Raw genomic sequence first — 20410 nt, 5'->3', positions numbered from 1 at the left:
TGATAATGCGCTGCTGGCGAAGAAGGCGTGTCCCGCATAAGGAACAGGCATGCGTGCAGGTAGTACTGACCATATTTCTTCCTCCCCGCTAAAGCGGTTTTTAGATTGACATGGTGGTCCGTATTTTGCTCAGTTGGAGATGCAGAACAGACAAGAGTTCCCAACTTTTTAGACTTGCAGCAAGATGAAGGGGCAAACTCAAGCACGCCTGAGTGCAGTGTGTCCCGATAAACGGGACGAGGCAATATGCTCGATGAAGAACGAAATCGAATTTATGAGAGGCAGCTTAACATGCATAGCAAAGTGATTAACGATACACCGGAAAAAACATATGTGTTGATACTCGAGAGCGGTGAAGAAGTCGTCTCGCAGATCCAGCGCTTCGCCAGGGAAAACAATCTGACCGCAAGTCGCTTCACTGCGATAGGCGCCTTTAGCAGCGCGACTCTGGGCTACTTCGACTGGAATCAAAAAGACTATGAAAAAATCCCGGTGAGTGAACAAGTCGAAGTACTTTCACTGATCGGTGATATCGCGCTACAAGATGGTGCAGCCAAAATACATGCGCATGTGGTCGTCGGCAAACGTGACGGCAGCGCACATGGCGGCCACCTGCTGGAAGCGTATGTGCGCCCCACCCTGGAAATCATATTGACGGAAGCACCGAGCTATCTGAAGCGTTCGTTCGACCCGGAAAGCGGACTGTGCCTGATTGATCTCGAGCGCTGATCCATGTAACTTTGTAAAAATTACCGGCATTTTTTTCAATGCCGGCTTTTGCCCGGCTAAGCCAAGTGCCGCGGATAAATCAATTCCAGCGAAAACTGTCGACACATTTTCGTCAGCGTCGCGCGTAAATCGGTATCCGTCACGCTGTCGGTCACTTTCAGCATCACGGCAAGATGACTATTCTCTCCCACCGTCTTTAGCCACCATAAGCGTCCAAGGCCAAACAAGGCTTGTCCCTGCGTCAAAGCGGCGGTTGCGGTATCGCCATCGTCAGCCATATTCATCAGCAAGACGCCACCGTCGCGCAACACGCGGCGACAATCTTCAAAGAACGCATAAGAATTCAACTCTTCCACGGCGCCATTCGCATCGAAACCATCCAGCAAAATGACATCTACAGTTTCTGCGGCCATCTCATGCAGATAGGTTTGCGCATCCGCGTGCAACACTTGCAAACGCGCATCGTCCGCCGGAATCATGAATTGCTGGCGTAAGGCAATCACATCCGCATCGATTTCCAGTACTGTGAGCCGGGTCGCAGGCAAATGCTTATAACAATATTTGACCAGTGAACCACCACCCAGGCCGATCAACAAGATGTGCTCTGGTGCCGGATTGAGCAACAGGAAACCCGTCATCGCCTGTGTATAGTGGACCAGCAACTCATCCGGTGCCGACAGGCGCATCGCGCTTTGCACTATGCGCTCATCGAAATGCAGCGTACGGATATCACCGTCATCAAAGACAAAGGGCTTGCCGTCGCGTGACAAGGCTTTGAGTTGCGCGATACGTTCCGGTGTAAAGAAATCCATTAATGAGCCTTGCTGATCCATATGCGTGGAAGACACCAGCTTACGGTATTGTGCGCAAAGTACAAGCGCACAGGCAGCGCGACTTTCCACCATCAGGTGAAATAAGCAGGCAATTCACTGCTACCATATTCGCATGAGCGTAAAAGTACCTGTTCCACAGACTATCGTACGTACCGGCGGTGCCGCCTTTAGCTGGTTGCTGGGCGGCTGGCGCATCCTGCTGTTCGGTGTAATCGTACTGTCGCTGACTTTTTCGCCCACCACCTACAAGCGTGAACATCGCTATGCGATTGCGCATCAACTGGTACTTGGCACCAGCACCAACCTGATCTGGTTTTCACTCCTGTCATCGTTGGTCAGCGTGATCCTGATCCGTATCGTGATGGTCACCGCCCTCAGTTACGGCCTCTCCAAGTACGCACTGGATATGGTGGTGCGCATGCTGGTGCTCGAGTTGATCCCGCTCTCCGCCGCCCTCTTCGTGGCGCTGCGCCGTACCCTGCCGGATGGCGTGGAACTGGCGGAAATGCGCCGACGCGGCGACTTGCTGGCGATGCGACAGCAAGGAGTGGACCCGATACGCACGGAATTTTTCCCGCGTGCAATCGCCGGCATCTTCTCGGTCTGGATGCTGGCCGCCGTCAGCTGTGTCCTGGCGCTCATCCTTACCTATCTGTCGATTTACGGCTTTACGCAATGGGCGCTGGCCGACTATACGCGGGTCGTCGGCCAGATCTTCAATCCTTCGGTATCGATGATTTTCCTGCTCAAGACGCTATTCTTCAGTCTTGCTGTATCGTTGATTCCGATGGCATCCGCGCTTTACGATAATCCGCGGGAACCGCAAGCCAGTCGCCTCAAGGCTGCCAGCGAACTGGCGGCAATGGTAAGGTTATTCTTCGTGATCCTGTTGATTCAGATTGCTTCCCTGATGGGCAATTATTTCTAACCCTGACTAAAGGCTGCGCCTGATCGCCATGCAAGTACCACCAGACCACACTACTCCACCGGCCTCACCGAATGCGCAATTGCGCGCGGTGGTGCCGCACAACCTTGAATTCAAGGCCGTCATCCTGCTGGCCTTCCTGGTCGTGCTGATTGCCGGCTCTGTCGCCTACCTGATGTATGCGCGCGGCGCCTTTGAAGCTACACAGGAATTAGTCTTGCTGGCCGACGATTCGGATGGCGTCAGTGTCGGCATGGACCTGACCTTTTCCGGCTTCCCGGTCGGCCGTATCAATCGTATCGAACTCGGCAAGGATGGCAAGGCACGCATCCTGGTTGCCGTTGCAGAGAAAGACGCACATTGGCTGCGTAGCTCCAGCATCTTCACGATGGAGCGCGGCATAGTCGGCAGCCCGCGTATCCGCGCCTTTACCGGCGTACCCACTGACCCGCCGCTGGAAGCCGGGGCCGAGCGCACCTTGCTGGTCGGCGACGTCGCGGCAGAAATCCCCTTGCTGGTTGCTGCTGCGAAACAATTGATCGATAACGTCAATAACCTGACCTCCGCAGAATCAGCGCTTAATGCCAGCCTGACGAACCTGCAAAGCCTGACTGACAAGCTCAATGGCAGACACGGTGCTTTGGGAGCATTGGTCGGCAATGACAAGGATGCACAAAAAATCATCCAGACGCTGGACCGCGCCAATGAGGTATTAGCCAAAGTCGATGGTTTGCTGGTGAAAACCGACAACCAGGTATTCGGCAAGGATGGCAATAGCCAGGCCACCATCGTGCAACTGAATGCAATGCTGGGCGAAGCCCGTAGCAGCCTGAAGAAAATGGATGCAGTGCTGGCCGATGCCCAGGTCATCAGCGGCAATGCGAAAGCCGCCAGCGGCGACCTCGGCAGCCTGCGTGCCGATGTAGACCGCAGTCTGCGCAAAGTGGAACAACTGGTCAATGAAATCAACCGCAAATGGCCGTTTGCACGCGACACGGAGCTAAACCTGCCATGACCCCGACCCGCCTCTTGCCCGCGCTGTTAACATTCAGCCTGCTACTCACCGCCTGTGCCGGCAAACCGGCCCCGGACTGGCAAATCAATGCCAAGGACGCGACCGAGCGCGCCGGCAATGCCTATCTGGCAGGCAATACCCGCGTAGCGGACCAGGAGTTCCAGTTTGCCCGTAACGAAGTGGCGCGCACCGGCCGTATCGATTTGCTGGCTCGCGTAGAACTCACACGCTGCGCGGCCCAGGTTGCGAGCTTGGTACTGGATGGCTGCACCGAATTTGAAAAATTGCGCCTGGATGCACCGGCCGCCGAAGTCGCCTATGCCAATTACCTGGCAGGCAAAATCCAGTCTTCGGAAATCGCGCAACTACCAGCACAGCAGCGCGCCATAGCCGGTGCCAGCTCCGACAGCGCCGCTGCCAGCGCCATGCTTAGCATCGAAGATCCACTATCCCGTCTGGTTGCCGCTGGTGTACTACTACAGGGCAAACGCGCCTCTCCCGCAGTCATCGGTGCTGCGGTAGAAACAGCTTCAGCACAAGGCTGGCGACGGCCTTTACTTGCCTGGCTGGGGGTGCAGGCAATGCGTGCAGAACAAGCGGGGGATATGGCTGAAGCCCAGCGTTTACGCCGAAAAATGACACTGGTAGAAAAACCATTTTGATCAACCACGAAAGTAGCGGTGCGTTACGCTACTTAACCGACAAATACTTCCATAATAGTTAGATGAAAAAAATCCTCCTGATCTGCGCAACTCTTCTTTCTCTTCAATTGATTACAGGGTGCGCAGCGATGTTGGTACCCTCTACCGACGATCCAGCCCGGAAGCTCGCGTCAGCGCAGAATTTAGTGGAGCAGCAAGACCGACCCATTCCTGCAGAGCGCCTAATCAGGGAAGCAATAGATATCTACGCCGAACAGAGAAATGAAATCGGATTAGCTCAGGCATATCGTATTTACGGCATATTTTTTAATGCTCAAGCTATCAAAAATTGGCAAAAGTATTATCAAGAAAATGGTTTTATGGACAAGTCGGCGTCCTACGAAACGCGTTACCAGAAAGCTCTGGAGTATTTGGAAAAATCGCTTTCTTTAGCCGTAAAAAATCAAAATATCGACATGCCTGCGAATCTCTATCTGCTCATGGGTTTTAGTTACCAAAACCTGAAGAAAACTGACGATGCTTGCCGTGCTTTTGATAAGAGCCTTGCAGCGCATAAGATAATGGCTGCGCAAAATCCCCAAACAAAGATTTCTGTCCCTAAGGAATACTCAAGTTTTGAAAATGGCGTCAACAAGTTCAAGAGAGACTTAAACTGCAAGGCTTGAATTGTTTATTTTGCAAGTGACCACATCTAGAGTACTGCCCACGGCACAATTGCATCAGCCACAATAAAATTTAAAAAAAACCTTTTATACTGTATGCATATACAGTATATTGCTAACTCACCTGTTCATCAGGCGCGTTATCCCAAAACAGCATTTGGAGGTTTTATGGCCGCAGTCGCAAGCAATTTCAACTTTTCCGCAGCTTCCTTTCCAGAATCCATATGGCCTGGCGAATCGGCACACGCTGTTCGCCCCCACCCGCAGCCTTCCGCTTATCGCGCGCTGGACCTGGAATTGCCGAATGGCGGCTGGCCTGCTTCGGTACTGATCGAATTGCTGTTGGCGCAACCGGATATCGGTGAACTGCGCTTGCTGGCCCCTACCCTGACGCGCCTGACGCAAGAAGGTAAAACCGTGATTTTGCTGGCACCGGCGCATATCTCGGCAGCCTTGAGCGACCTCGGCCTGGATCGCGATCACCTCATCCTGATCGAAGCCGACAAACCCATGGACCGGATCTGGGCAGTAGAGCAAGCAGTCAAGAATGTGCATTTCGGTGCCTTGCTGTGCTGGTTGCCGGAAGCCCGTCCTGATCACTTGCGCCGCCTGCAATTGATGGCGGCTGCAAACGATGGCCTGACTTTCGTATTCCGCCCGCTGGCGGCACAAAACCAGTCTTCGCCGGCACCATTGCGCATGCTGTGCCAAGCGGCTACGGAGGGTCGTATGTCGGTCGAAATTATCAAACGACGTGGACCGGTACATTGCAAACCTGTCGTGCTGCCACTGGCAATTCCGGCCATCATCCGCGCGCCGCGTGTTTGCCGCTCGCTGAGTTCGCCGGTATTCGAGATGCCATCAGCGGCCTATACCGTAGCCCATTCCGCACTGGCCGCGACCGCCGCCCGCCATCGTGCCGCGCTGCCAGTTTGAGCTTGGAGGCTGCCGGTACTTTCTTAAAAAGCATTTTTTAATGGCAAGCACAGGCACATAGCCGTATGATGGGGCATCCCAACCCCTTGCATCATAATGGCCACTATCCTCAATAGCCGTCTTGCCAAGCTGCGCGCACTGGTCGTCGACGACATGCCGACGATGCGACAAAACATACGGACCCAGTTGGGTCAACTGGGAATCGAGCAAGTCGATCAATCCGCCACGCCGAATGATGCGATCAAACGTATCCGCAACACCAACTACGATGTAATCGTCTGCGATTACAACCTCAACAAGGAAACCAACGGCCAGCAAGTGCTGGAATACCTGCGCTCGCAAAAACTGCTGTCGCCTACCGCAATGTTCTTCATGGTGACAGCTGAAAGCAGCTATGACAGCGTGGCCAGCGCCGCCGAATTCCAGCCTGACGCATATATGGTGAAGCCACTGACCGGTGGCAAGATCGCTGATCGCCTCGAGCGTTTGCTGGATCGGCAACAAGCGCTCAAACCGATTACCGACCGCCTGCAAATGAAGGACCTGAGCGGTGCCATCGCCGAATGCGATACCGTACTGGCGGCCGAGCCGAAATGGATAGTCGATATCCTCAAGATCAAGGGAAGTTCGGCGCTGGAACTGGGCAATCTCAATGATGCGCGCGTGACCTACAAGAAAGCACTCAGCCTGCGCAGCGACCTGGTATGGGCCCGGCTCGGCCTCGCGCGTTGCGACCAGGCAGCCGGCCAGCTCGATGAAGCGAAAAAAGCGGTAACCGAGGTATTGGAAGCGAATACGCAATTCATCGATGCCTACGACTTGCTGGCGCAGATCGCCGAAGCACAAGGTAATGAAGAAGCCGTACTCGATGCCTTCAATAAATCCTATAACGTCATTCCTTCGGCCCGTCGCAGTCGCCTGATGGGCGATGCAGCCTACCGCGTCGGTAACCTGGAACAGGCACGCCAGGCTTTCAACAAGGCCCTCACGCATACCCGCGGCTCACTCACCGCACAGGCTTCCGATGCGCTGTCTCTGGCGCAGGTACAGGTCGATATCGGCGATGCGGCGGATGCGCTGTCCGTCTTGAGCGCCGCCGCCCAGGACCATCAGGATGATCCCTGCTTCGCAGCACGCCAGGCCACCATTGCGGCGCAAGCATTTGCCCGTCTCGGCGATATGAACTCGGCCCAGGCCGCCTTCGCTTCGGCGAAGGAATTGGCGGACGGTGTGCGCGCTGATATCCATACACTGACATTGGCGAAAGCGGCATTTTGCGTAGGACTGGATGAAGAAGGTGCACGCATCGTTGCCAAGGCGATCAAGGCCGACCATGAAAATACCCGCCTGGTCGCCTTTGCCCGGCGCGTCTTGCAAGATACCGGCAATGAAGCACTGATAGAAAAAGTCGTCGATGAATCGATTAGCGAAGGCGCGTTGATCGTCGAGCAAGCCACACAATTGATGCGCGCCGGCCAGTTCGATGAATCGCTGGCCAAGCTGGAGGAAGCATTGACCGCGACACCTGAAAACACCGGCGTGCTGCTCGCCGCAGCGCAATTGCATTTATTGTGGATGAGCCAGAAAGGCCTGGATCGCAATTACGTCGAACGCGTCAACGCTTACCTGGCGCAACTGGATGTCTTGATGCCGAATAGCGAACGCGTCGCCAAGATGTATCGTTTCCTGCGCGAGACCCTGGTCAAAGCCAGCGTGGAGGCATAAGCATGGATCCGCAACTCGCCGCCATCATCGTGCATGACCTGAAAAATGCATTGGGTGAACTCGAAGGTGAACTGGCCGCACTCACGGAAGACCTGGACCACGGCAAAGCCTCGGAAGCGCATCATCATTGCCTCGCATTACGTGACAAGATGGTCGGCTTCCTGACCTTGTATAAGGCTTCGACACAGGGCTTGCAGCCACGCATGGAAGCGGTCAATCCGGAAGACTTCCTGAAAGGCCTGATACGCGCGCACAACAAGGCCGGGATCACCATCACGCTGGATACCGACGACATGCCGCCGATTGCCTTCTTCGACGAACACCTGTTGGGACTGGCACTGGATGCCGCATTGCAGAATGCACTGCGTTTTGCCAAGTCGTCTATCGTGCTTGCATGTAAAACCATCGCCGATGAAACCGTGTTTACGATCCAGGATGACGGACCGGGATTGGGTACACCGGAAGAGAAACCATCGACCGGCATGGGCATGGCCCTGTCGGCCGCCATCGCGGCCGCCCATCACAATGAATCCAGGGAAGGACGTGTCAGGCTGCACAGCCTGCCAAATGGTGGTGCGCTGTTTTGCCTCTACCTGCCTTAAGCGCCAGGCACTGCTTGTGGCGCCAGGTTCACTGCCCGCATTTCCAGTTTGCCGTCGCGTATCTTCAGGCGTTGCACACCCGGCATCGCAATCAAATCCCGGTCATGGCAAGCCATGATGACACTGCCGCCCTCGTTCACCAGGGTCGGTATCAGCGCAATCACCTGTTCACGTGCCGCACCATCGAGGTTGGCAGTCGGCTCGTCCAGCAATAGCAGTTTCGGCGACAGCACACGTGCACGCGCCAATGCCACGCGCTGCTTTTCCCCACCCGACAGGAAGCCCGGCACGCTCGCACGCAGGTGCGCAATACCGGCCCAGGTGATAGCTTCTTCGACTTTTTCAGCGATGATATTTTTCGGCACGCCGCGTACTGACAAACCGTAGGCGATATTCTCTTCCACGCTGGTCGAAAACATCACCGGATGCTGGTGTACATACACAATGGCATCGCGCATGGTGCGGGGATAAGGTGACAGCTGTACCGTCTCGCCCTGGAATTTCACATCAGCGGTATCCGCCGATTCCAGTCCGGCCAATATGCGCATCAAGGTACTTTTGCCGGAACCATTGGAACCGGTCAGTACATAAGCTTGTGCCTGTGCGATCGACAGATTCTCGATATCCAGCAGGCGACGCTGGTGAAAGCTTTTTTGCAAACGCTGGATTGATAAAAGCGCATCCATCACATATTCCTCGCCGGCCGGGTATCGCCCTGCAATAACATCATCGCGGCATTGATCAGCAAGGCAAATGCAATCAGCACGATGCCCAGGGCAATCCCCTGCGCGAATTCGCCCTTGCTGGTTTCCAGCGCAATCGCCGTCGTAATCGTGCGCGTCTCACCGGCGATATTACCGCCTACCATCATCGCGCAACCTACTTCTGAAATTACCCGACCAAAACCATTGATAACAGCTGCCATCACGCCGAACCTGACTTCATGCAGCACCGTCAGCATCACACGCCATTTGGAAGCACCGTGCACGATCGCAGTTTCTGCCAGGCGCGGATCAGCCGCCTGCACCGCCGACAACGTGAAAGCAATCAATACCGGCAAGACGATGAGAACCTGGCCAAGGATAATGCTGGACTGGGTAAACAACCATTGCAAGGAACCCATAGGTCCCTGACGCGACAACATCAAATACAGCAACAGACCAATCAATACGGTAGGCAGGGACAAGGCCGCCTGTGCGATCCAGATCACGATGCGACGACCGATGAATTCGCGGGTCGCAATCAGGTAACCGATCAGCACGGCGATCGGCGTTGCAATCAGCAAGCCGATGATGGAAGTCTTGAGCGAGATCCAGATGATGCGCCACAGCACAGCATCGCCCGAAAAGAGCAAGCCAAAGGCAGCCTGGGTAGCGTCTATAAGGGACATAAGAAGATAAGAAGAGCAGATGTGACTGCAGCGTCGCTAATTCATTTTTGTAGCCGCAATTCTAACCCAGCCACAGGTATGCACCGAAATAATGCGACCCGCAGCCCGGGCAAATTGACTCAGGCCACGCGCAGCGAGCTATCCAGCAGCTGTGGTTCGTAGATCATGCGTTCCTTGCCGGTGACCAGCAGGAAGTGTTTGCCGGTGCAGCGCGCCAGCAAAGTCATATTCACTTTCTCTGCGACCAGATGACCCATCTGTGTCGTACCGGAACGCGAAATCAAAAACGGCATGCCCATCTGTGCACCCTTGATGACCATCTCCGACGTCAGGCGGCCGGTCGTATAGAACACCTTGTCGGCACCGCTGATATTTTCCAGCCACATGATACCTGCGATCGAGTCGACCGCATTATGACGACCCACATCTTCGATGAAGTATTCCAGATCGCCTTCAGCCGTAAACAAACCGCAGCCGTGTACCGAACCAGCTTTGGCATAGACCGAGTCCTGCGTCCGTATGGTGTTGACGATTTTGTATAAGGTAGATTGCTTGAGTCGCGCATCGCTGGGCAACACGATGCTGTCGACCTCATCCATCAGGCCACCGAACATGGTGCCCTGGCCACAACCGGTGGTGACGACGCGCTTGGCCGTACGCTCTTCGATATTTGCAATGCCGTCACGGGTAGTCACATAGACCGCATGTTGAGTCCAGTCGACATGGATAGCTACGATTTCCTCTATCGCCTGCACCAGCCTTTGATTGCGCAAATAGCCCAGCGTCAGTGCTTCCGGTGCCGCCCCCAGCGTCATCAGCGTCACCAGTTCGCGCTGGTCCACATACACCGTCAACGGACGTTCGGCGGGAATCGCCAGCGGCGAAGTCTGCGCGGTCTCGTCTATCGCATTGACTTCATACGTCAATGCAACCGGTGTAGAGGAAAATTCAGGGCGATACGACATGGCGGTAACTCATCTTGGACAGGGCAAAACGCCGCTGTTCCATTATCGGCATCATGCAAAACACGATGCGCTAAGGTATGGAATGGCAAATAGTCATCCCGACTATCCGGTATTCGGTGCTGCAGGTGGGATTATAACGGTATGCGCGCTATCGGGCTGTTTTCAGCAGATAACAGGCATACGCCTGGACAGGCGTATGCGGCGGGAAGACTCTGACTTACTTTACTTCTTGGCGCCGGCCGCAGGTACCGGCTTGGCATCGGCCACACCGACAGTGGATGTGGCTACTTGCAGTGCGACGTAAGGACCGGGATTGGTACATGGCGGCACTGCAATATCCGGCTTGGGCTTGCCGGTACGCTTCAGGTATTGCGCGGCCACCTTGTTTTGCGATTCACACAACTGATAAGCGGCAACTTTATCCGACCAGCCAGCCTTGTTCTTGGTTTCCGCCGCTTTTGCCTTGGCTTCATCGCTCGGTGGCGGCAATTTGGCTGTAGCACTGGCCATGACCATGGTGCCGAGCAATGCGATCAGTATTTTTTTCATCTGCCTATCTCCTTAAACAGCCTTGATCGGTGTACCTGCTTTTTCCGTCGCTTCGGGAGTGCGTACGCGCGGAATCTTGCCGCTTTCTATATCGGCATACCAAAGATCGTGATGCTCCTTGGCCCAGGCATCATCAACGTAACCGGTTTTCATCGCTTTGTACGCACCTTCCATGCCCAGCGTACCAATGTAGATATGCGCCAGCGATGCGCTGAATACCAGCACCGCCGCCACCAGATGGATGATGTGGGCGACCTGCATATTGCCGCGGGTGTACAGGATGCCCGGTACCAGCATATCGAGCACGAAACCCGAGGCGCTGACAATCAGACCGAGGAATACCATACCGCCCCAGAACCACAGTTTTTCACCCGCATTGAAACGACCTGCACTGGCGTGGCCACGCGCGCCGCCGAGTTTTTTCAGCCACTCCAGGTCACCTTTGCCGGGGAAATTATCCTTGACGAAGATCGCAAACATCACGATCAGCGAGACCGTGAAAACCGGACCGACAAAGTTGTGCACGTTTTTGCAGGCGTACGCCAGCCAGCCGAATACCGTATGCCCGAACACCGGCAGCACGACGTATTTGCCAAACAGCATGATGAGTCCGGTCAAGGCCAGCGTCAGGAAACTGATCGCCACTGTCCAGTGCGCCATGCGTTCCAGCGACGTGAAGCGCTCGATCAGGCGACCGGTACGGCCATTTTTCAGTTTGATAGTGCCTACCGCAAAATAGAAAGCAGCAATGCCAAGCACCGCAACGATAATCAGCCAGCCGCCATAGGTAGTCAGCGGGCCATTGCGATACAGGCGCCATGCTTCACCCGCGGTAGTGGCACGTGCCTGCCCCGGGAATTGCGCCTTCGGCTGTATCAGCACACCGGCTTCCAGCGCCGGCAAGCTGGAATAGTGTTCACCGCCTTCCTTCACCTGCCGGTACACCGGTGCCAGGTTGCCCCGCTGCACCTCGGTACGCTCAGCCTGGTTTTGTTTCATGTACAGGACATCGTCGGATTCAATATTCGACATACTCTGCGCAGCAGGTGGCGCCGCAGCCTTGGCGGCGGCGGGATCATTCGCCTGTGCCAGCGCCAGGCCGGAAGTCGCTACCAGCAGCGTCAGTCCGGCGGCGAGTTTGGCAAACCATGTATTCATGATAAATCCCCTCGCGGATGCATTAATTGGTTTTCACGTACTCGTTTTGCGTTTGGGCACGTGTGCGCATTTGCGTTTCCCACTCGGTTTTATTCCCGGCAGTCCAGCCTTTTACGACGTAGGGATCGTTCTTCGCGCCGGTCCATGGCGCTGCGTCACCGGCGTCGCGCGCATTGGCTTGCGACTGGACTTTTTCACCGCAACCGAACAAGGCCAGCGCCATCAGGGAAAGCAATAAGGTGCGCATCATGATTTGCCTCCGCTCGGTGCTTTGGCGTCCGGATTATGCGATTTGCCGTAGGCGGTACCCCAGCCCCAGACTTCGCTGCCCTTGCCGCGCCGCAGTACCCGTGTGCGCAGGATATCGGCAATCACATCACCATCACCGCCCAGCAAGGCCTTGGTCGAACACATTTCAGCGCAGGCCGGCAACTTGCCTTCGGCGAGGCGATTACGACCATATTTTTCAAACTCGGCTTTGGAACCGTTTTCTTCCGGTCCGCCGGCGCAGAAAGTGCACTTATCCATTTTCCCGCGCAGGCCGAAGGTGCCGTTGGATGGGAACTGTGGCGCACCAAACGGGCAGGCGTAGGAACAGTAACCGCAACCTATGCAAATATCCTTGTCATGCAAGACCACGCCTTCTTCGGTACGGTAAAAGCAATCTACCGGACAAACCGCCATACACGGCGCGTCCGAGCAATGCATACACGCGACCGATATCGATTTTTCCTGCCCAATCACGCCATCGTTGATGGTGACCACGCGGCGGCGATTGACGCCCCACGGGACTTCGTTTTCATTTTTGCAGGCTGTCACGCAGCCATTGCATTCGATACAGCGCTCTGCATCACAGATGAATTTCATTCGTGCCATTTTGATTTCTCCTTAGCCTGGTTATCTGTCAGTTTTTACTTCACCGTTATTGCCAGATACCTCGCTATGCAGTCGCTTTTTCAATATTGCAAATGGTGGTCTTGGTTTCCTGCATCATCGTGACCGAGTCATAACCGTAAGTGGTCGCCGTATTCACCGCCTCGCCGCGCACGATAGGATGTGCGCCTTCAGGATAGGAATCCAGCATGTCCTTGCCCTGCCACCAACCGGAGAAGTGGAACGGGATAAAGGCCGTGTCTTCCGCCACGCGTACCGTCACCAGCGCCTTGACCTTGATGCGTGCGCCAGTCGGAGTGGAGACGATCACATACTCGTTATTGCGTATGCCCCTCGCCTCTGCCGCTTTTGGATTGATTTCGACGAAGTTCTCTTGCTGCAATTCAGCCAGCCATGGATTGGAACGTGTTTCCTCGCCGCCGCCCTCGTATTCGACCAGGCGTCCCGAAGTCAGGATGATCGGGAATTTTTCATACAGCTTGGCCTCGATGTTTTTATCCTGCAGCGACTTGTACAAAGTCGGCATGCGCCAGAACGCTTTCTTGTCGTCATGGGTCGGGTATTTCGCCGTCAGGTCAGGACGTGTGCCATAGATAGGTTCGCGATGCAGCGGTACCGGATCAGGGAAGTTCCAGACCACGGCCCGTGCCTTGGCATTGCCCCACGGATGCACGCCGTGCACTTTCATCGTGACGCGCTGGATACCACCGGAGAGATCGGTTTTCCAGTTCTTGCCTTCCGCGGCTTTCTTCTCCGCTTCGGTCAGGTCATCCCACCAGCCGAGTTTCTTCAGCAGGATGTGATCGAACTCGGGATAGCCGGTCGTAATGTCGGCACCCAATGAATGCGAACCGTCTTCTGCCAGCAGGCTGACACCGTCGCGCTCGACGCCGAAGTTGGCACGGAAGTTACCGCCGCCATCCATCATGGTCTTGGAGGTGTCGTACAGATTAGGCGAACCCGGATGTTTGAGTTCCGGTGTGCCGTAGCATGGCCATGGCAAACCAAAATAATCGCCGGCCATGTCGTAACCGCTTTCGGCATCCTTGCCGGCCTTGCAGCGCAGCGTCTTCACATCAAACAGATGCATATTGCGCATATGCGCTTTCAGGCGCGTCGGCGATTGACCGGTGTAACCAATAGTCCAGGTACCACGATTGATTTCTTCCAGCATCGCTTCCGGTTCCGGTTCCATCATGCCGCCCTTGCCCGGTACCAGCTTGATCTTGGCGACCAGCTCTTTACCGAAGCCGAGTTTTTCCGCCAGCTGATACATGATCATGTGATCGGTGCGCGATTCAAACAGCGGTTCGATCACTTTTTCACGCCACTGGATAGAACGGTTGGATGCAGTCACCGAACCCGATGTTTCAAACTGCGTCGCCGCTGGCAACAGGTACACGGCACGATTCGGATTCAGTTCCTGGCCATCTACTTTCATCGCAGCCATTGCTGCTGTCGCAGACGGATAAGGGTCGATCACGACCAGCAGGTCGAGTTTGTCGAACGCCTTTTTCATGTCCAGGCCGCGCGTTTGCGAGTTAGGAGCATGGCCCCAGAACAGCATCGCTTTAACGCTATTGTCCTGGTCGAGGTTCTCGCTCTTTTCGAGTACTGCATCGACCCAGCGCGATACGGTAGTCCCGGATTTTTCCATCATCTCTTGCGAGACGTATTGTTTCTTGACCCATTCGTAATCGACGCCCCATACCGCACACCAGTGCTTCCATGAGCCGGTGGCCAGGCCATAGTAGCCAGGCAAGGAATCAGGATTAGGGCCAACGTCGGTCGCACCCTGTACGTTATCGTGGCCACGGAAAATATTGGTGCCGCCACCGGATTTGCCGACGTTACCCAAGGCCAGTTGCAGGATGCAGGATGCACGCACCATCGCATTGCCGATGCTGTGCTGGGTCTGGCCCATACACCAGACGATGGTCGAAGGACGGTTCATCGCCATGGTTTCAGCGGCTTTATACACTTCCGCTTCGGGTACGCCGCAAGCCTCTTCGACTTTTTCCGGCGTCCATTTCATGACTTCTTCCCGCGCCTTATCCATCCCGTAGACGCGGTCATTGATGTACTTCTTGTCTTCCCAGCCGTTTTTAAAGATGTGGTACAGCACACCCCACAGGAATGGAATATCGGAACCGGAACGGATGCGTATGTATTGATCGGCCTTGGCCGCGGTACGCGTGTAACGCGGATCAACCACGATCATTTTGGTCCCGGTTTCCTTCGCATGCAGCATGTGCAGCATGGAGACCGGATGCGCCTCGGCGGCATTCGAACCTATATATAACGCTGCCTTAGAGTTCTGCATATCGTTATAGCTGTTCGTCATCGCGCCATAACCCCAGGTGTTGGCAACGCCGGCAACCGTGGTTGAGTGACAGATACGCGCCTGGTGATCGGTATTGTTCGTGCCGAAGAAGGAAACGAATTTGCGCAGCAGCGCAGCCTGTTCGTTGTTGTGCTTGGACGAACCGACGAAGTAAACCGAATCCGGGCCGCTCGCTTTACGGATCTCCAGCATCTTGGCCGAGATTTCGTTGAGCGCCTGGTCCCAGCTCATGCGCTGGTATTTGCCGTTGACCAGCTTCATCGGATACTTCAGGCGGTATTCACCGTGACCGTGTTCACGCAGCGCCGCACCTTTGGCGCAATGCGCGCCAAGGTTGATCGGCGAATCAAATACCGGTTCCTGCCGTACCCACACACCGTTTTCCACGATTGCATCGGAAGCACAGCCAACCGAGCAATGGGTACACACCGTGCGTTTGACTTCGATCTTCTTGCCGTCCGCACCTTTGGCACCGTCGGCCGCCTTGGCTTTCTGGATCAGTCCTAGTTGTGCCGCAGCGATCCCCGCGCCGATACCAATACCGGAACGCTTGAGGAAACCGCGCCTGTCCATGGTGGGTAGCGCACGCGACAGGCTATCGGCCAGGCTGGAAGAGAATCGTGCAGGCGAACGCTCAGCAGCGTTGCTTTTGCGAGTTAACAGCATGTTGTCACCTCGTAGTTAAATTGTGGTGCTGCGGTAGTATTTTTTGATGTGCTCGGTCAGGCGATAGCTATCGCCGTCAGGTTCTTGCGTGCTAAGAGCATTGGAAACTGCAGAGGTGACCGACTCGGGAGCCAGTTTGGCAGCGACGCCGCCAGCGGCGACTGCACCTAAACCTGCGAGGAAATTACGACGAGGGGTTTTGGACTGCTCAGACATGATCGTCTCCTGTAAATTGGGTCAGGACGTAATATGCTTTTTAAATCTTATATTAACTTTGACTAGAAGTTAGCATACCTTTTGGCAACTTGCACACTTAAAGACGCTGAAATGGAAATTAAATTTCCGTTAAAACCGGAAATCCGGCGAATAAGCGGATGTCAATCCAGGCTCATATCAAAAGCCTGCATTTCCACCTCAAAGAATTGCCGCGCCAGGCGCGCCACCGGTTTATAAAAACGCGAGTTGGCACTGTTTTCTATTGCGTTGCAACAATTGACCACCCAGGCTTGCATGTGGTCGCTGAAGAATTTCTTTTGCGTTAGCAGGTTTGCATTGATGACATCATCGGATGCAATCAGGTAACGCATGACTTCACACAAAGTCGCCAGATGGTCTTCGCTTTCAACCACATCGTCTGATCGCTGCAAACCGAGTTGCATCAGGTCGGTACGTAATTCGGCCAAAGGTTTTTCCATCAAAAAACCTGACAAATAATAAGAGCCGTACAACATCACTTCCGGCTTGCCGACACCAACGAAGAGTTGCTCGTACTCTTCCCGCACCGCTTCCTGCTGCGCTGTTTTACATGTATCGACCAATTCCGCCCACGCCAGCTCCAGCGCACTGTCACCCTGTGCCGGTGCGGCTGCTATCGTATCCAGCAAAGTCTGCGTCGGTGGCGCATACAAGAGCGTCGCCAACAAACCATACACGTCGGCACGACCGGTTTCCTCACCGTGGTCCGGGGTTTCAAACTTGATTGCTTGGGCAGTCGTCATGGTGATCCTGGTTAAATGTTTGGTTCAAGAAGCGGCAGCAAAGCCATCAGTGTCTTTTCAAATCCGTGATGACGGCTTCCTGCTTGTTCGCCATCATGTCGACCACGCGGCAATCCGGGCACATCTTGAGGCGGTCTATATTGCCGGCAAACGCACCGTGCAAGGACAGCTTGCTCACCATGTTTTCTATCATCTGCGCGGTACCGAATGGCTTCTGGCAACTGATGCAGTGGAAAGGCTGCGCTTCGTTCAACACCACCGCCTGTTTCGCAGCATCGGTCAGCAAAAGGCGTGGCACCAGCGAAATTGCGTTTTCCGGACAAGTCTTTTCGCATAGCCCGCACTGCACGCAATTTTTTTCTATGAAGCGCAATTGCGGCATATTGGCGTTATCGGTCAGCGCCGACTCCGGACAGGCACCGACGCAGGACATGCACAAAGTACAGCTATCCTTGTTGACCATGACCATGCCGTAAGGCGCGCCGGCCGGCAAAGCGATTTCATCCACCGGCTGTGGTGCATGCGTCCTGAGATGATCGATCGCCAGCTCCAGCGCGCTGCGCTTGTCTGCCGCGATATTGAACAGCGCGCGCTGTTGCGGAACTTGCGCCGGCTGGATGGTGGATAAACCGGTATCCAGCTGCGCCGCAGTTTGCGCCTGTATCAGCGACAGGTGCACACCGGTATAGCCGAGGCCACTCAATATGGTTTGTGCGACTTCCATCTGCGCATGCAAGGCGGCTACGTATTGCGGCGCATCCTGCGACGTCACCAGGATGGAAATATGCGTGGCACCGTAGGCGATGGCGGTCAGCCATAAATCGATGCCGGTGGAGGCGATGTGATGCAACTCCAGTGGCATCACATGTGCAGGGAAACCCTTGAGCCTGCCTTCGGCCCGCGCCAGGCGTCCCAGTTGATTCACCAGTTCTGCACCACGTTCCTGGTTGTGCAGCAGCAAGGCGGCTTGTGTACCGCCGGCCTTCGCATAGGTGGATAATATGGTTTTTATCCGGCTGCCGGTATCGCTGACGCGCGGATAAGCGTAGGCCAGCGCACCGGACGGACACACCGTGGTACACGCGCCGCAGCCTACACACAGGTTGGGATTGACCTTGATCTGATCACCGTGATGGCTGACGGCTTCGGCCGAACATACATCGATACAAGAGGTACAGCCGACCTTGCCGTTGCGACCGTGCGCACACAGCTTTTCCTTGTAGAGGAAGAATTTCGGTTTGCTGAACTCACCGACCATTTGCGTCAGGCGCAAGGCATCATCCATCTGCTGTTGCACATTGCTACCCGGTGCAAAATAACCTTGCGGCGGCTGGTGCAGTGTCAGTATCGGTGCATCCGACAAATCAAAAATCAAATCAAAATCGCCACTGCGTTGCGTCATGCTGCGCGCAAAATCAATCGCACCTATGGTGCCGCAAGCCTTGACACAATCGCGATGCGATTTGCATTTGCTCAGGTCGATCTGGTAAGTAAGGTCGATCGCATTTTCCGGGCAGACATCGACACAGGCATTGCAGCGTGTGCAGGCTTCCAGGTCGATGGGATTGGCTTGTTGCCACTGCACGGCAAAAGCGCCAAGCCAGCCCGATACCGCAATGCGCTCGCCGGAAAAAACCGGGAAGCTACGCTCTTGCAGCATTTCACCGGCTGCCCCCTTCGTCAGCAATACACTGATATCCAGTTGCGTACCGAGACGCTGCGCCCAGGCTAATGCACGCTCCGCCGGGCCGATGATCAGTGCATGACCGCTGGATTGATAAGCAACGGTAGGTACCGGTTCGGGCTCGGGCAAGGCGGCGGCAGCCAGCAATGCAGCCATCTTCGGAATGGAGTTTTTTGCCTCGCGTCCCCAGCCGCCGGTTTCGCGGATGTTGACGAAACGCAGTGGTGCCACCGAATTCTTTTGTTGCGCGATTTCTGCGAACAGGCTGCGCTCCTGAGTGCAGGCGACGACGACATCATCAACACCATCAAGCGCCTTCATATACGAGGTCACTTCACGGCGACAAAGTTCGCTATGGATAGGTAGTGCGCCGCCACCCAGTGCGGAGCCGATTTGTACACCGGCCTGTGCATCGAGCGGCATGGTGCGGTTGCAATTACATACTTTGAATTCTGTGCTCATTGGCTGGCTTCTATGCTGGCTAGGACAAAATGTTTTAATTATCTGCAACGCGGGATGCTGCGTTGGGCTCCTCTGATGAATTTGTATCGTGCTCTGTTTTTCCTGCCGCGTCCTCCGGCGGCGTTTCTGTATTAGCTGCGTCGGTTGCTGCAGCGACCGGGGCTGCAATATCTTCCGCAGTTTCTGTCGCGGAAGCCTCCGGCAACTCTTTTGTAGTCTGCGGCTGCATATCCAGCAACTTCATGAGCGGCGATTTCAATTGCGACAATGGATCCATCAAACCCTTGGCATGGCTGAGACCCGCAATGAAAGCAGGCGTCATCGGTTCAAATTTATTGAAGTCCTCGATATAAACATCAAGGCCATCCATGATGTTGAAATGCGGGTCGGTGAATAATTTCTTCATCGCAGAACGCTTGACCGACTCATCCACACCTTGTGCCATGAAGCCTGAGTAATCCGAATCATGTGTGAGCCTGGCCACATCGTCCATGGTCGGCAAAGCTTGCGCTTCCGGCAGCGCGTCTGTTGTTGGCGCAGCATCACCAACCACCGCGCCTGTGCTTTCGTTGGGTACAGGCTCTGGCGACTTAGAGGCGTCAGCGTTTTTCTTTGCCCAACGCGCAAAAAATTCTTCAGCGGCCATGTTTATCACCTTCGGCGCGCGCCATTTTGTCGACACCCTCACCGCCTTCGAATGAAGGTTTCTTGTGTTTGCGTTTCGGTTCGGGGTGATAGTAGTCGTGCGTGAACTCGGTCAGGCGCTCGATAACCTCGGCCGATGCCGGCAAGGTATCGACCCGCTCCCCGCCATCCATCAGGCGCGCTGCTTCATTATAGGAAAGTGTGACCGCCTTCGGCACTGCCAGTTCGACTCCATCGATTTCTTCGAGGCGCCACATGATGAACCAGCAAGGCGCAGGCGCACTGATATTGAGGAAGTAACCCTCGGCTTCACTGCTGGATAAATTGACGTTTATGCCGCTGAACAACCAGCGCATATCGTCGGCATCATTGCGCAGGCAATTCAATGCATGATCGTGGGAAACAATAGCGCCGACGATTTCAATGGGTAGCCATTGAAACGGTTGCCAGCGATTGGCGAGGGGGGTGCGTTGCATGATGACGCCAACGCTGATTGCTTCAGTCTCCATGTTTCCTCATGATGGCAATGCTGCCTGTTCTGATTGGGACGCACGATATATTGTGCG

Annotated in this window: 22 protein-coding genes; 8 read left to right on the top strand and 14 right to left on the bottom strand. The window is 55.1% G+C overall.

Translation table 11 applies throughout. The annotated features are described in order from the left end of the window. The first annotated feature begins 291 nt into the window (after positions 1-291). Positions 292-729 carry a PPC domain-containing DNA-binding protein gene (locus ACFQPC_RS03995; protein ID WP_382270301.1) on the top strand — a complete coding sequence of 146 codons (438 nt, stop codon included), beginning with the start codon at positions 292-294 and terminating at the stop codon, positions 727-729. A 56-nt stretch (positions 730-785) separates the two neighbouring features. Here ACFQPC_RS03995 and ACFQPC_RS03990 read toward each other — a convergent pair whose 3' ends face one another. Continuing rightward, on the bottom strand, positions 786-1541 hold the full coding sequence (locus ACFQPC_RS03990) for a fused MFS/spermidine synthase (protein ID WP_382270300.1): 756 nt from the start codon (positions 1539-1541) through the stop codon (positions 786-788). A gap of 133 nt (positions 1542-1674) precedes the next feature. On the opposite strand from ACFQPC_RS03990, the gene ACFQPC_RS03985 reads away from it, so the two are divergent. The 7 genes from ACFQPC_RS03985 (at position 1675) to ACFQPC_RS03955 (ending at position 8089) form a co-directional block, all read left to right on the top strand. Further along, positions 1675-2490: an MlaE family ABC transporter permease gene (locus ACFQPC_RS03985; RefSeq protein ID WP_382270299.1), complete on the top strand. Its 816-nt coding sequence runs from the start codon at positions 1675-1677 to the stop codon at positions 2488-2490. A gap of 28 nt (positions 2491-2518) precedes the next feature. Continuing rightward, positions 2519-3502 (top strand): MlaD family protein, encoded by a 984-nt coding sequence (locus ACFQPC_RS03980; protein ID WP_382270298.1) that lies wholly within the window; start codon positions 2519-2521, stop codon positions 3500-3502. Beyond that, on the top strand, positions 3499-4164 hold the full coding sequence (locus ACFQPC_RS03975; RefSeq protein ID WP_382270297.1) for a hypothetical protein: 666 nt from the start codon (positions 3499-3501) through the stop codon (positions 4162-4164). The genes ACFQPC_RS03980 and ACFQPC_RS03975 overlap by 4 nt, the downstream gene beginning before the upstream one ends. Before the next feature lie 62 nt (positions 4165-4226). Beyond that, complete coding sequence (locus ACFQPC_RS03970) at positions 4227-4829, top strand: hypothetical protein (protein ID WP_382270296.1); 603 nt, start codon at positions 4227-4229, stop codon at positions 4827-4829. A 165-nt stretch (positions 4830-4994) separates the two neighbouring features. Beyond that, positions 4995-5762: a translesion DNA synthesis-associated protein ImuA gene (gene imuA, locus ACFQPC_RS03965; protein ID WP_382270295.1), complete on the top strand. Its 768-nt coding sequence runs from the start codon at positions 4995-4997 to the stop codon at positions 5760-5762. A 96-nt stretch (positions 5763-5858) separates the two neighbouring features. Then, on the top strand, positions 5859-7487 hold the full coding sequence (locus ACFQPC_RS03960; protein WP_382270294.1) for a tetratricopeptide repeat protein: 1629 nt from the start codon (positions 5859-5861) through the stop codon (positions 7485-7487). 2 nt (positions 7488-7489) lie between these two features. Next, on the top strand, positions 7490-8089 hold the full coding sequence (locus ACFQPC_RS03955) for an ATP-binding protein (RefSeq protein WP_382270293.1): 600 nt from the start codon (positions 7490-7492) through the stop codon (positions 8087-8089). On the opposite strand, the gene ACFQPC_RS03950 is transcribed toward ACFQPC_RS03955, so the two are convergent. The 13 genes from ACFQPC_RS03950 to ACFQPC_RS03890 form a co-directional block, all read right to left on the bottom strand. Further along, positions 8086-8775 carry an energy-coupling factor ABC transporter ATP-binding protein gene (locus ACFQPC_RS03950; protein ID WP_382270292.1) on the bottom strand — a complete coding sequence of 230 codons (690 nt, stop codon included), beginning with the start codon at positions 8773-8775 and terminating at the stop codon, positions 8086-8088. The two genes, ACFQPC_RS03955 and ACFQPC_RS03950, sit on opposite strands and share 4 nt — an antisense overlap. After that, positions 8775-9479: an ABC transporter permease gene (locus ACFQPC_RS03945; protein ID WP_124572453.1), complete on the bottom strand. Its 705-nt coding sequence runs from the start codon at positions 9477-9479 to the stop codon at positions 8775-8777. Before ACFQPC_RS03945 ends, ACFQPC_RS03950 begins: the two co-directional genes overlap by 1 nt. 119 nt (positions 9480-9598) lie before the next feature. Next, complete coding sequence (locus tag ACFQPC_RS03940) at positions 9599-10444, bottom strand: formate dehydrogenase accessory sulfurtransferase FdhD (RefSeq protein WP_382270291.1); 846 nt, start codon at positions 10442-10444, stop codon at positions 9599-9601. A gap of 222 nt (positions 10445-10666) precedes the next feature. Beyond that, the gene (locus tag ACFQPC_RS03935) at positions 10667-10993 is read right to left on the bottom strand and encodes a hypothetical protein (protein WP_382270290.1); all 327 of its coding nucleotides are present in this window, start codon (positions 10991-10993) and stop codon (positions 10667-10669) included. Positions 10994-11005: 12 nt separating this feature from the next. Beyond that, on the bottom strand, positions 11006-12151 hold the full coding sequence (locus ACFQPC_RS03930; RefSeq protein WP_382270289.1) for a formate dehydrogenase subunit gamma: 1146 nt from the start codon (positions 12149-12151) through the stop codon (positions 11006-11008). A 22-nt stretch (positions 12152-12173) separates the two neighbouring features. Further along, entirely contained in the window at positions 12174-12401 is a 228-nt protein-coding gene (locus ACFQPC_RS03925) for a hypothetical protein (RefSeq protein ID WP_382270288.1), read from the bottom strand. Continuing rightward, positions 12398-13027, bottom strand: a complete 630-nt coding sequence (gene fdh3B, locus ACFQPC_RS03920; RefSeq protein WP_012079822.1) for a formate dehydrogenase FDH3 subunit beta — start codon at positions 13025-13027, stop codon at positions 12398-12400. The genes ACFQPC_RS03925 and fdh3B overlap by 4 nt, the downstream gene beginning before the upstream one ends. 64 nt (positions 13028-13091) lie before the next feature. Beyond that, a complete protein-coding gene (locus ACFQPC_RS03915) occupies positions 13092-16055 on the bottom strand; it encodes a formate dehydrogenase subunit alpha (RefSeq protein WP_382270287.1) in 2964 nt (987 codons plus the stop codon). Between the two features lie 15 nt (positions 16056-16070). Next, positions 16071-16271: a hypothetical protein gene (locus ACFQPC_RS03910; protein WP_382270286.1), complete on the bottom strand. Its 201-nt coding sequence runs from the start codon at positions 16269-16271 to the stop codon at positions 16071-16073. A gap of 161 nt (positions 16272-16432) precedes the next feature. Further along, positions 16433-17053, bottom strand: a complete 621-nt coding sequence (locus ACFQPC_RS03905) for a TorD/DmsD family molecular chaperone (protein ID WP_382270285.1) — start codon at positions 17051-17053, stop codon at positions 16433-16435. Positions 17054-17099: 46 nt separating this feature from the next. Continuing rightward, entirely contained in the window at positions 17100-19199 is a 2100-nt protein-coding gene (locus tag ACFQPC_RS03900) for a 4Fe-4S binding protein (protein WP_382270284.1), read from the bottom strand. 34 nt (positions 19200-19233) lie between these two features. Continuing rightward, positions 19234-19845: a DUF3306 domain-containing protein gene (locus tag ACFQPC_RS03895; RefSeq protein WP_382270283.1), complete on the bottom strand. Its 612-nt coding sequence runs from the start codon at positions 19843-19845 to the stop codon at positions 19234-19236. After that, the gene (locus ACFQPC_RS03890; RefSeq protein WP_382270282.1) at positions 19835-20353 is read right to left on the bottom strand and encodes a DUF3305 domain-containing protein; all 519 of its coding nucleotides are present in this window, start codon (positions 20351-20353) and stop codon (positions 19835-19837) included. The genes ACFQPC_RS03895 and ACFQPC_RS03890 overlap by 11 nt, the downstream gene beginning before the upstream one ends. Between the last annotated feature and the right edge of the window lie 57 nt (positions 20354-20410).

Source organism: Herminiimonas glaciei, assembly GCF_042664955.1.
Taxonomy (GTDB): Bacteria; Pseudomonadota; Gammaproteobacteria; order Burkholderiales; family Burkholderiaceae_D; genus Oxalicibacterium; species Oxalicibacterium glaciei.
The sequence above is the reverse complement of the archived record's forward strand: the minus strand, read 5'-3'. Positions and strand labels throughout refer to the sequence as shown.

Bases quoted from the DNA above. Each gene is read 5' to 3' on its own strand.
- ACFQPC_RS03995 (WP_382270301.1), top strand. From the start codon at position 292: ATGCATAGCAAAGTGATTAACGATACACCGGAAAAAACATATGTGTTG.
- ACFQPC_RS03990 (WP_382270300.1), bottom strand. From the start codon at position 1,541: ATGGATTTCTTTACACCGGAACGTATCGCGCAACTCAAAGCCTTGTCA.
- ACFQPC_RS03985 (WP_382270299.1), top strand. From the start codon at position 1,675: ATGAGCGTAAAAGTACCTGTTCCACAGACTATCGTACGTACCGGCGGT.
- ACFQPC_RS03980 (WP_382270298.1), top strand. From the start codon at position 2,519: ATGCAAGTACCACCAGACCACACTACTCCACCGGCCTCACCGAATGCG.
- ACFQPC_RS03975 (WP_382270297.1), top strand. From the start codon at position 3,499: ATGACCCCGACCCGCCTCTTGCCCGCGCTGTTAACATTCAGCCTGCTA.
- ACFQPC_RS03970 (WP_382270296.1), top strand. From the start codon at position 4,227: ATGAAAAAAATCCTCCTGATCTGCGCAACTCTTCTTTCTCTTCAATTG.
- imuA (WP_382270295.1), top strand. From the start codon at position 4,995: ATGGCCGCAGTCGCAAGCAATTTCAACTTTTCCGCAGCTTCCTTTCCA.
- ACFQPC_RS03960 (WP_382270294.1), top strand. From the start codon at position 5,859: ATGGCCACTATCCTCAATAGCCGTCTTGCCAAGCTGCGCGCACTGGTC.
- ACFQPC_RS03955 (WP_382270293.1), top strand. From the start codon at position 7,490: ATGGATCCGCAACTCGCCGCCATCATCGTGCATGACCTGAAAAATGCA.
- ACFQPC_RS03950 (WP_382270292.1), bottom strand. From the start codon at position 8,775: ATGGATGCGCTTTTATCAATCCAGCGTTTGCAAAAAAGCTTTCACCAG.
- ACFQPC_RS03945 (WP_124572453.1), bottom strand. From the start codon at position 9,479: ATGTCCCTTATAGACGCTACCCAGGCTGCCTTTGGCTTGCTCTTTTCG.
- ACFQPC_RS03940 (WP_382270291.1), bottom strand. From the start codon at position 10,444: ATGTCGTATCGCCCTGAATTTTCCTCTACACCGGTTGCATTGACGTAT.
- ACFQPC_RS03935 (WP_382270290.1), bottom strand. From the start codon at position 10,993: ATGAAAAAAATACTGATCGCATTGCTCGGCACCATGGTCATGGCCAGT.
- ACFQPC_RS03930 (WP_382270289.1), bottom strand. From the start codon at position 12,151: ATGAATACATGGTTTGCCAAACTCGCCGCCGGACTGACGCTGCTGGTA.
- ACFQPC_RS03925 (WP_382270288.1), bottom strand. From the start codon at position 12,401: ATGATGCGCACCTTATTGCTTTCCCTGATGGCGCTGGCCTTGTTCGGT.
- fdh3B (WP_012079822.1), bottom strand. From the start codon at position 13,027: ATGGCACGAATGAAATTCATCTGTGATGCAGAGCGCTGTATCGAATGC.
- ACFQPC_RS03915 (WP_382270287.1), bottom strand. From the start codon at position 16,055: ATGCTGTTAACTCGCAAAAGCAACGCTGCTGAGCGTTCGCCTGCACGA.
- ACFQPC_RS03910 (WP_382270286.1), bottom strand. From the start codon at position 16,271: ATGTCTGAGCAGTCCAAAACCCCTCGTCGTAATTTCCTCGCAGGTTTA.
- ACFQPC_RS03905 (WP_382270285.1), bottom strand. From the start codon at position 17,053: ATGACGACTGCCCAAGCAATCAAGTTTGAAACCCCGGACCACGGTGAG.
- ACFQPC_RS03900 (WP_382270284.1), bottom strand. From the start codon at position 19,199: ATGAGCACAGAATTCAAAGTATGTAATTGCAACCGCACCATGCCGCTC.
- ACFQPC_RS03895 (WP_382270283.1), bottom strand. From the start codon at position 19,845: ATGGCCGCTGAAGAATTTTTTGCGCGTTGGGCAAAGAAAAACGCTGAC.
- ACFQPC_RS03890 (WP_382270282.1), bottom strand. From the start codon at position 20,353: ATGGAGACTGAAGCAATCAGCGTTGGCGTCATCATGCAACGCACCCCC.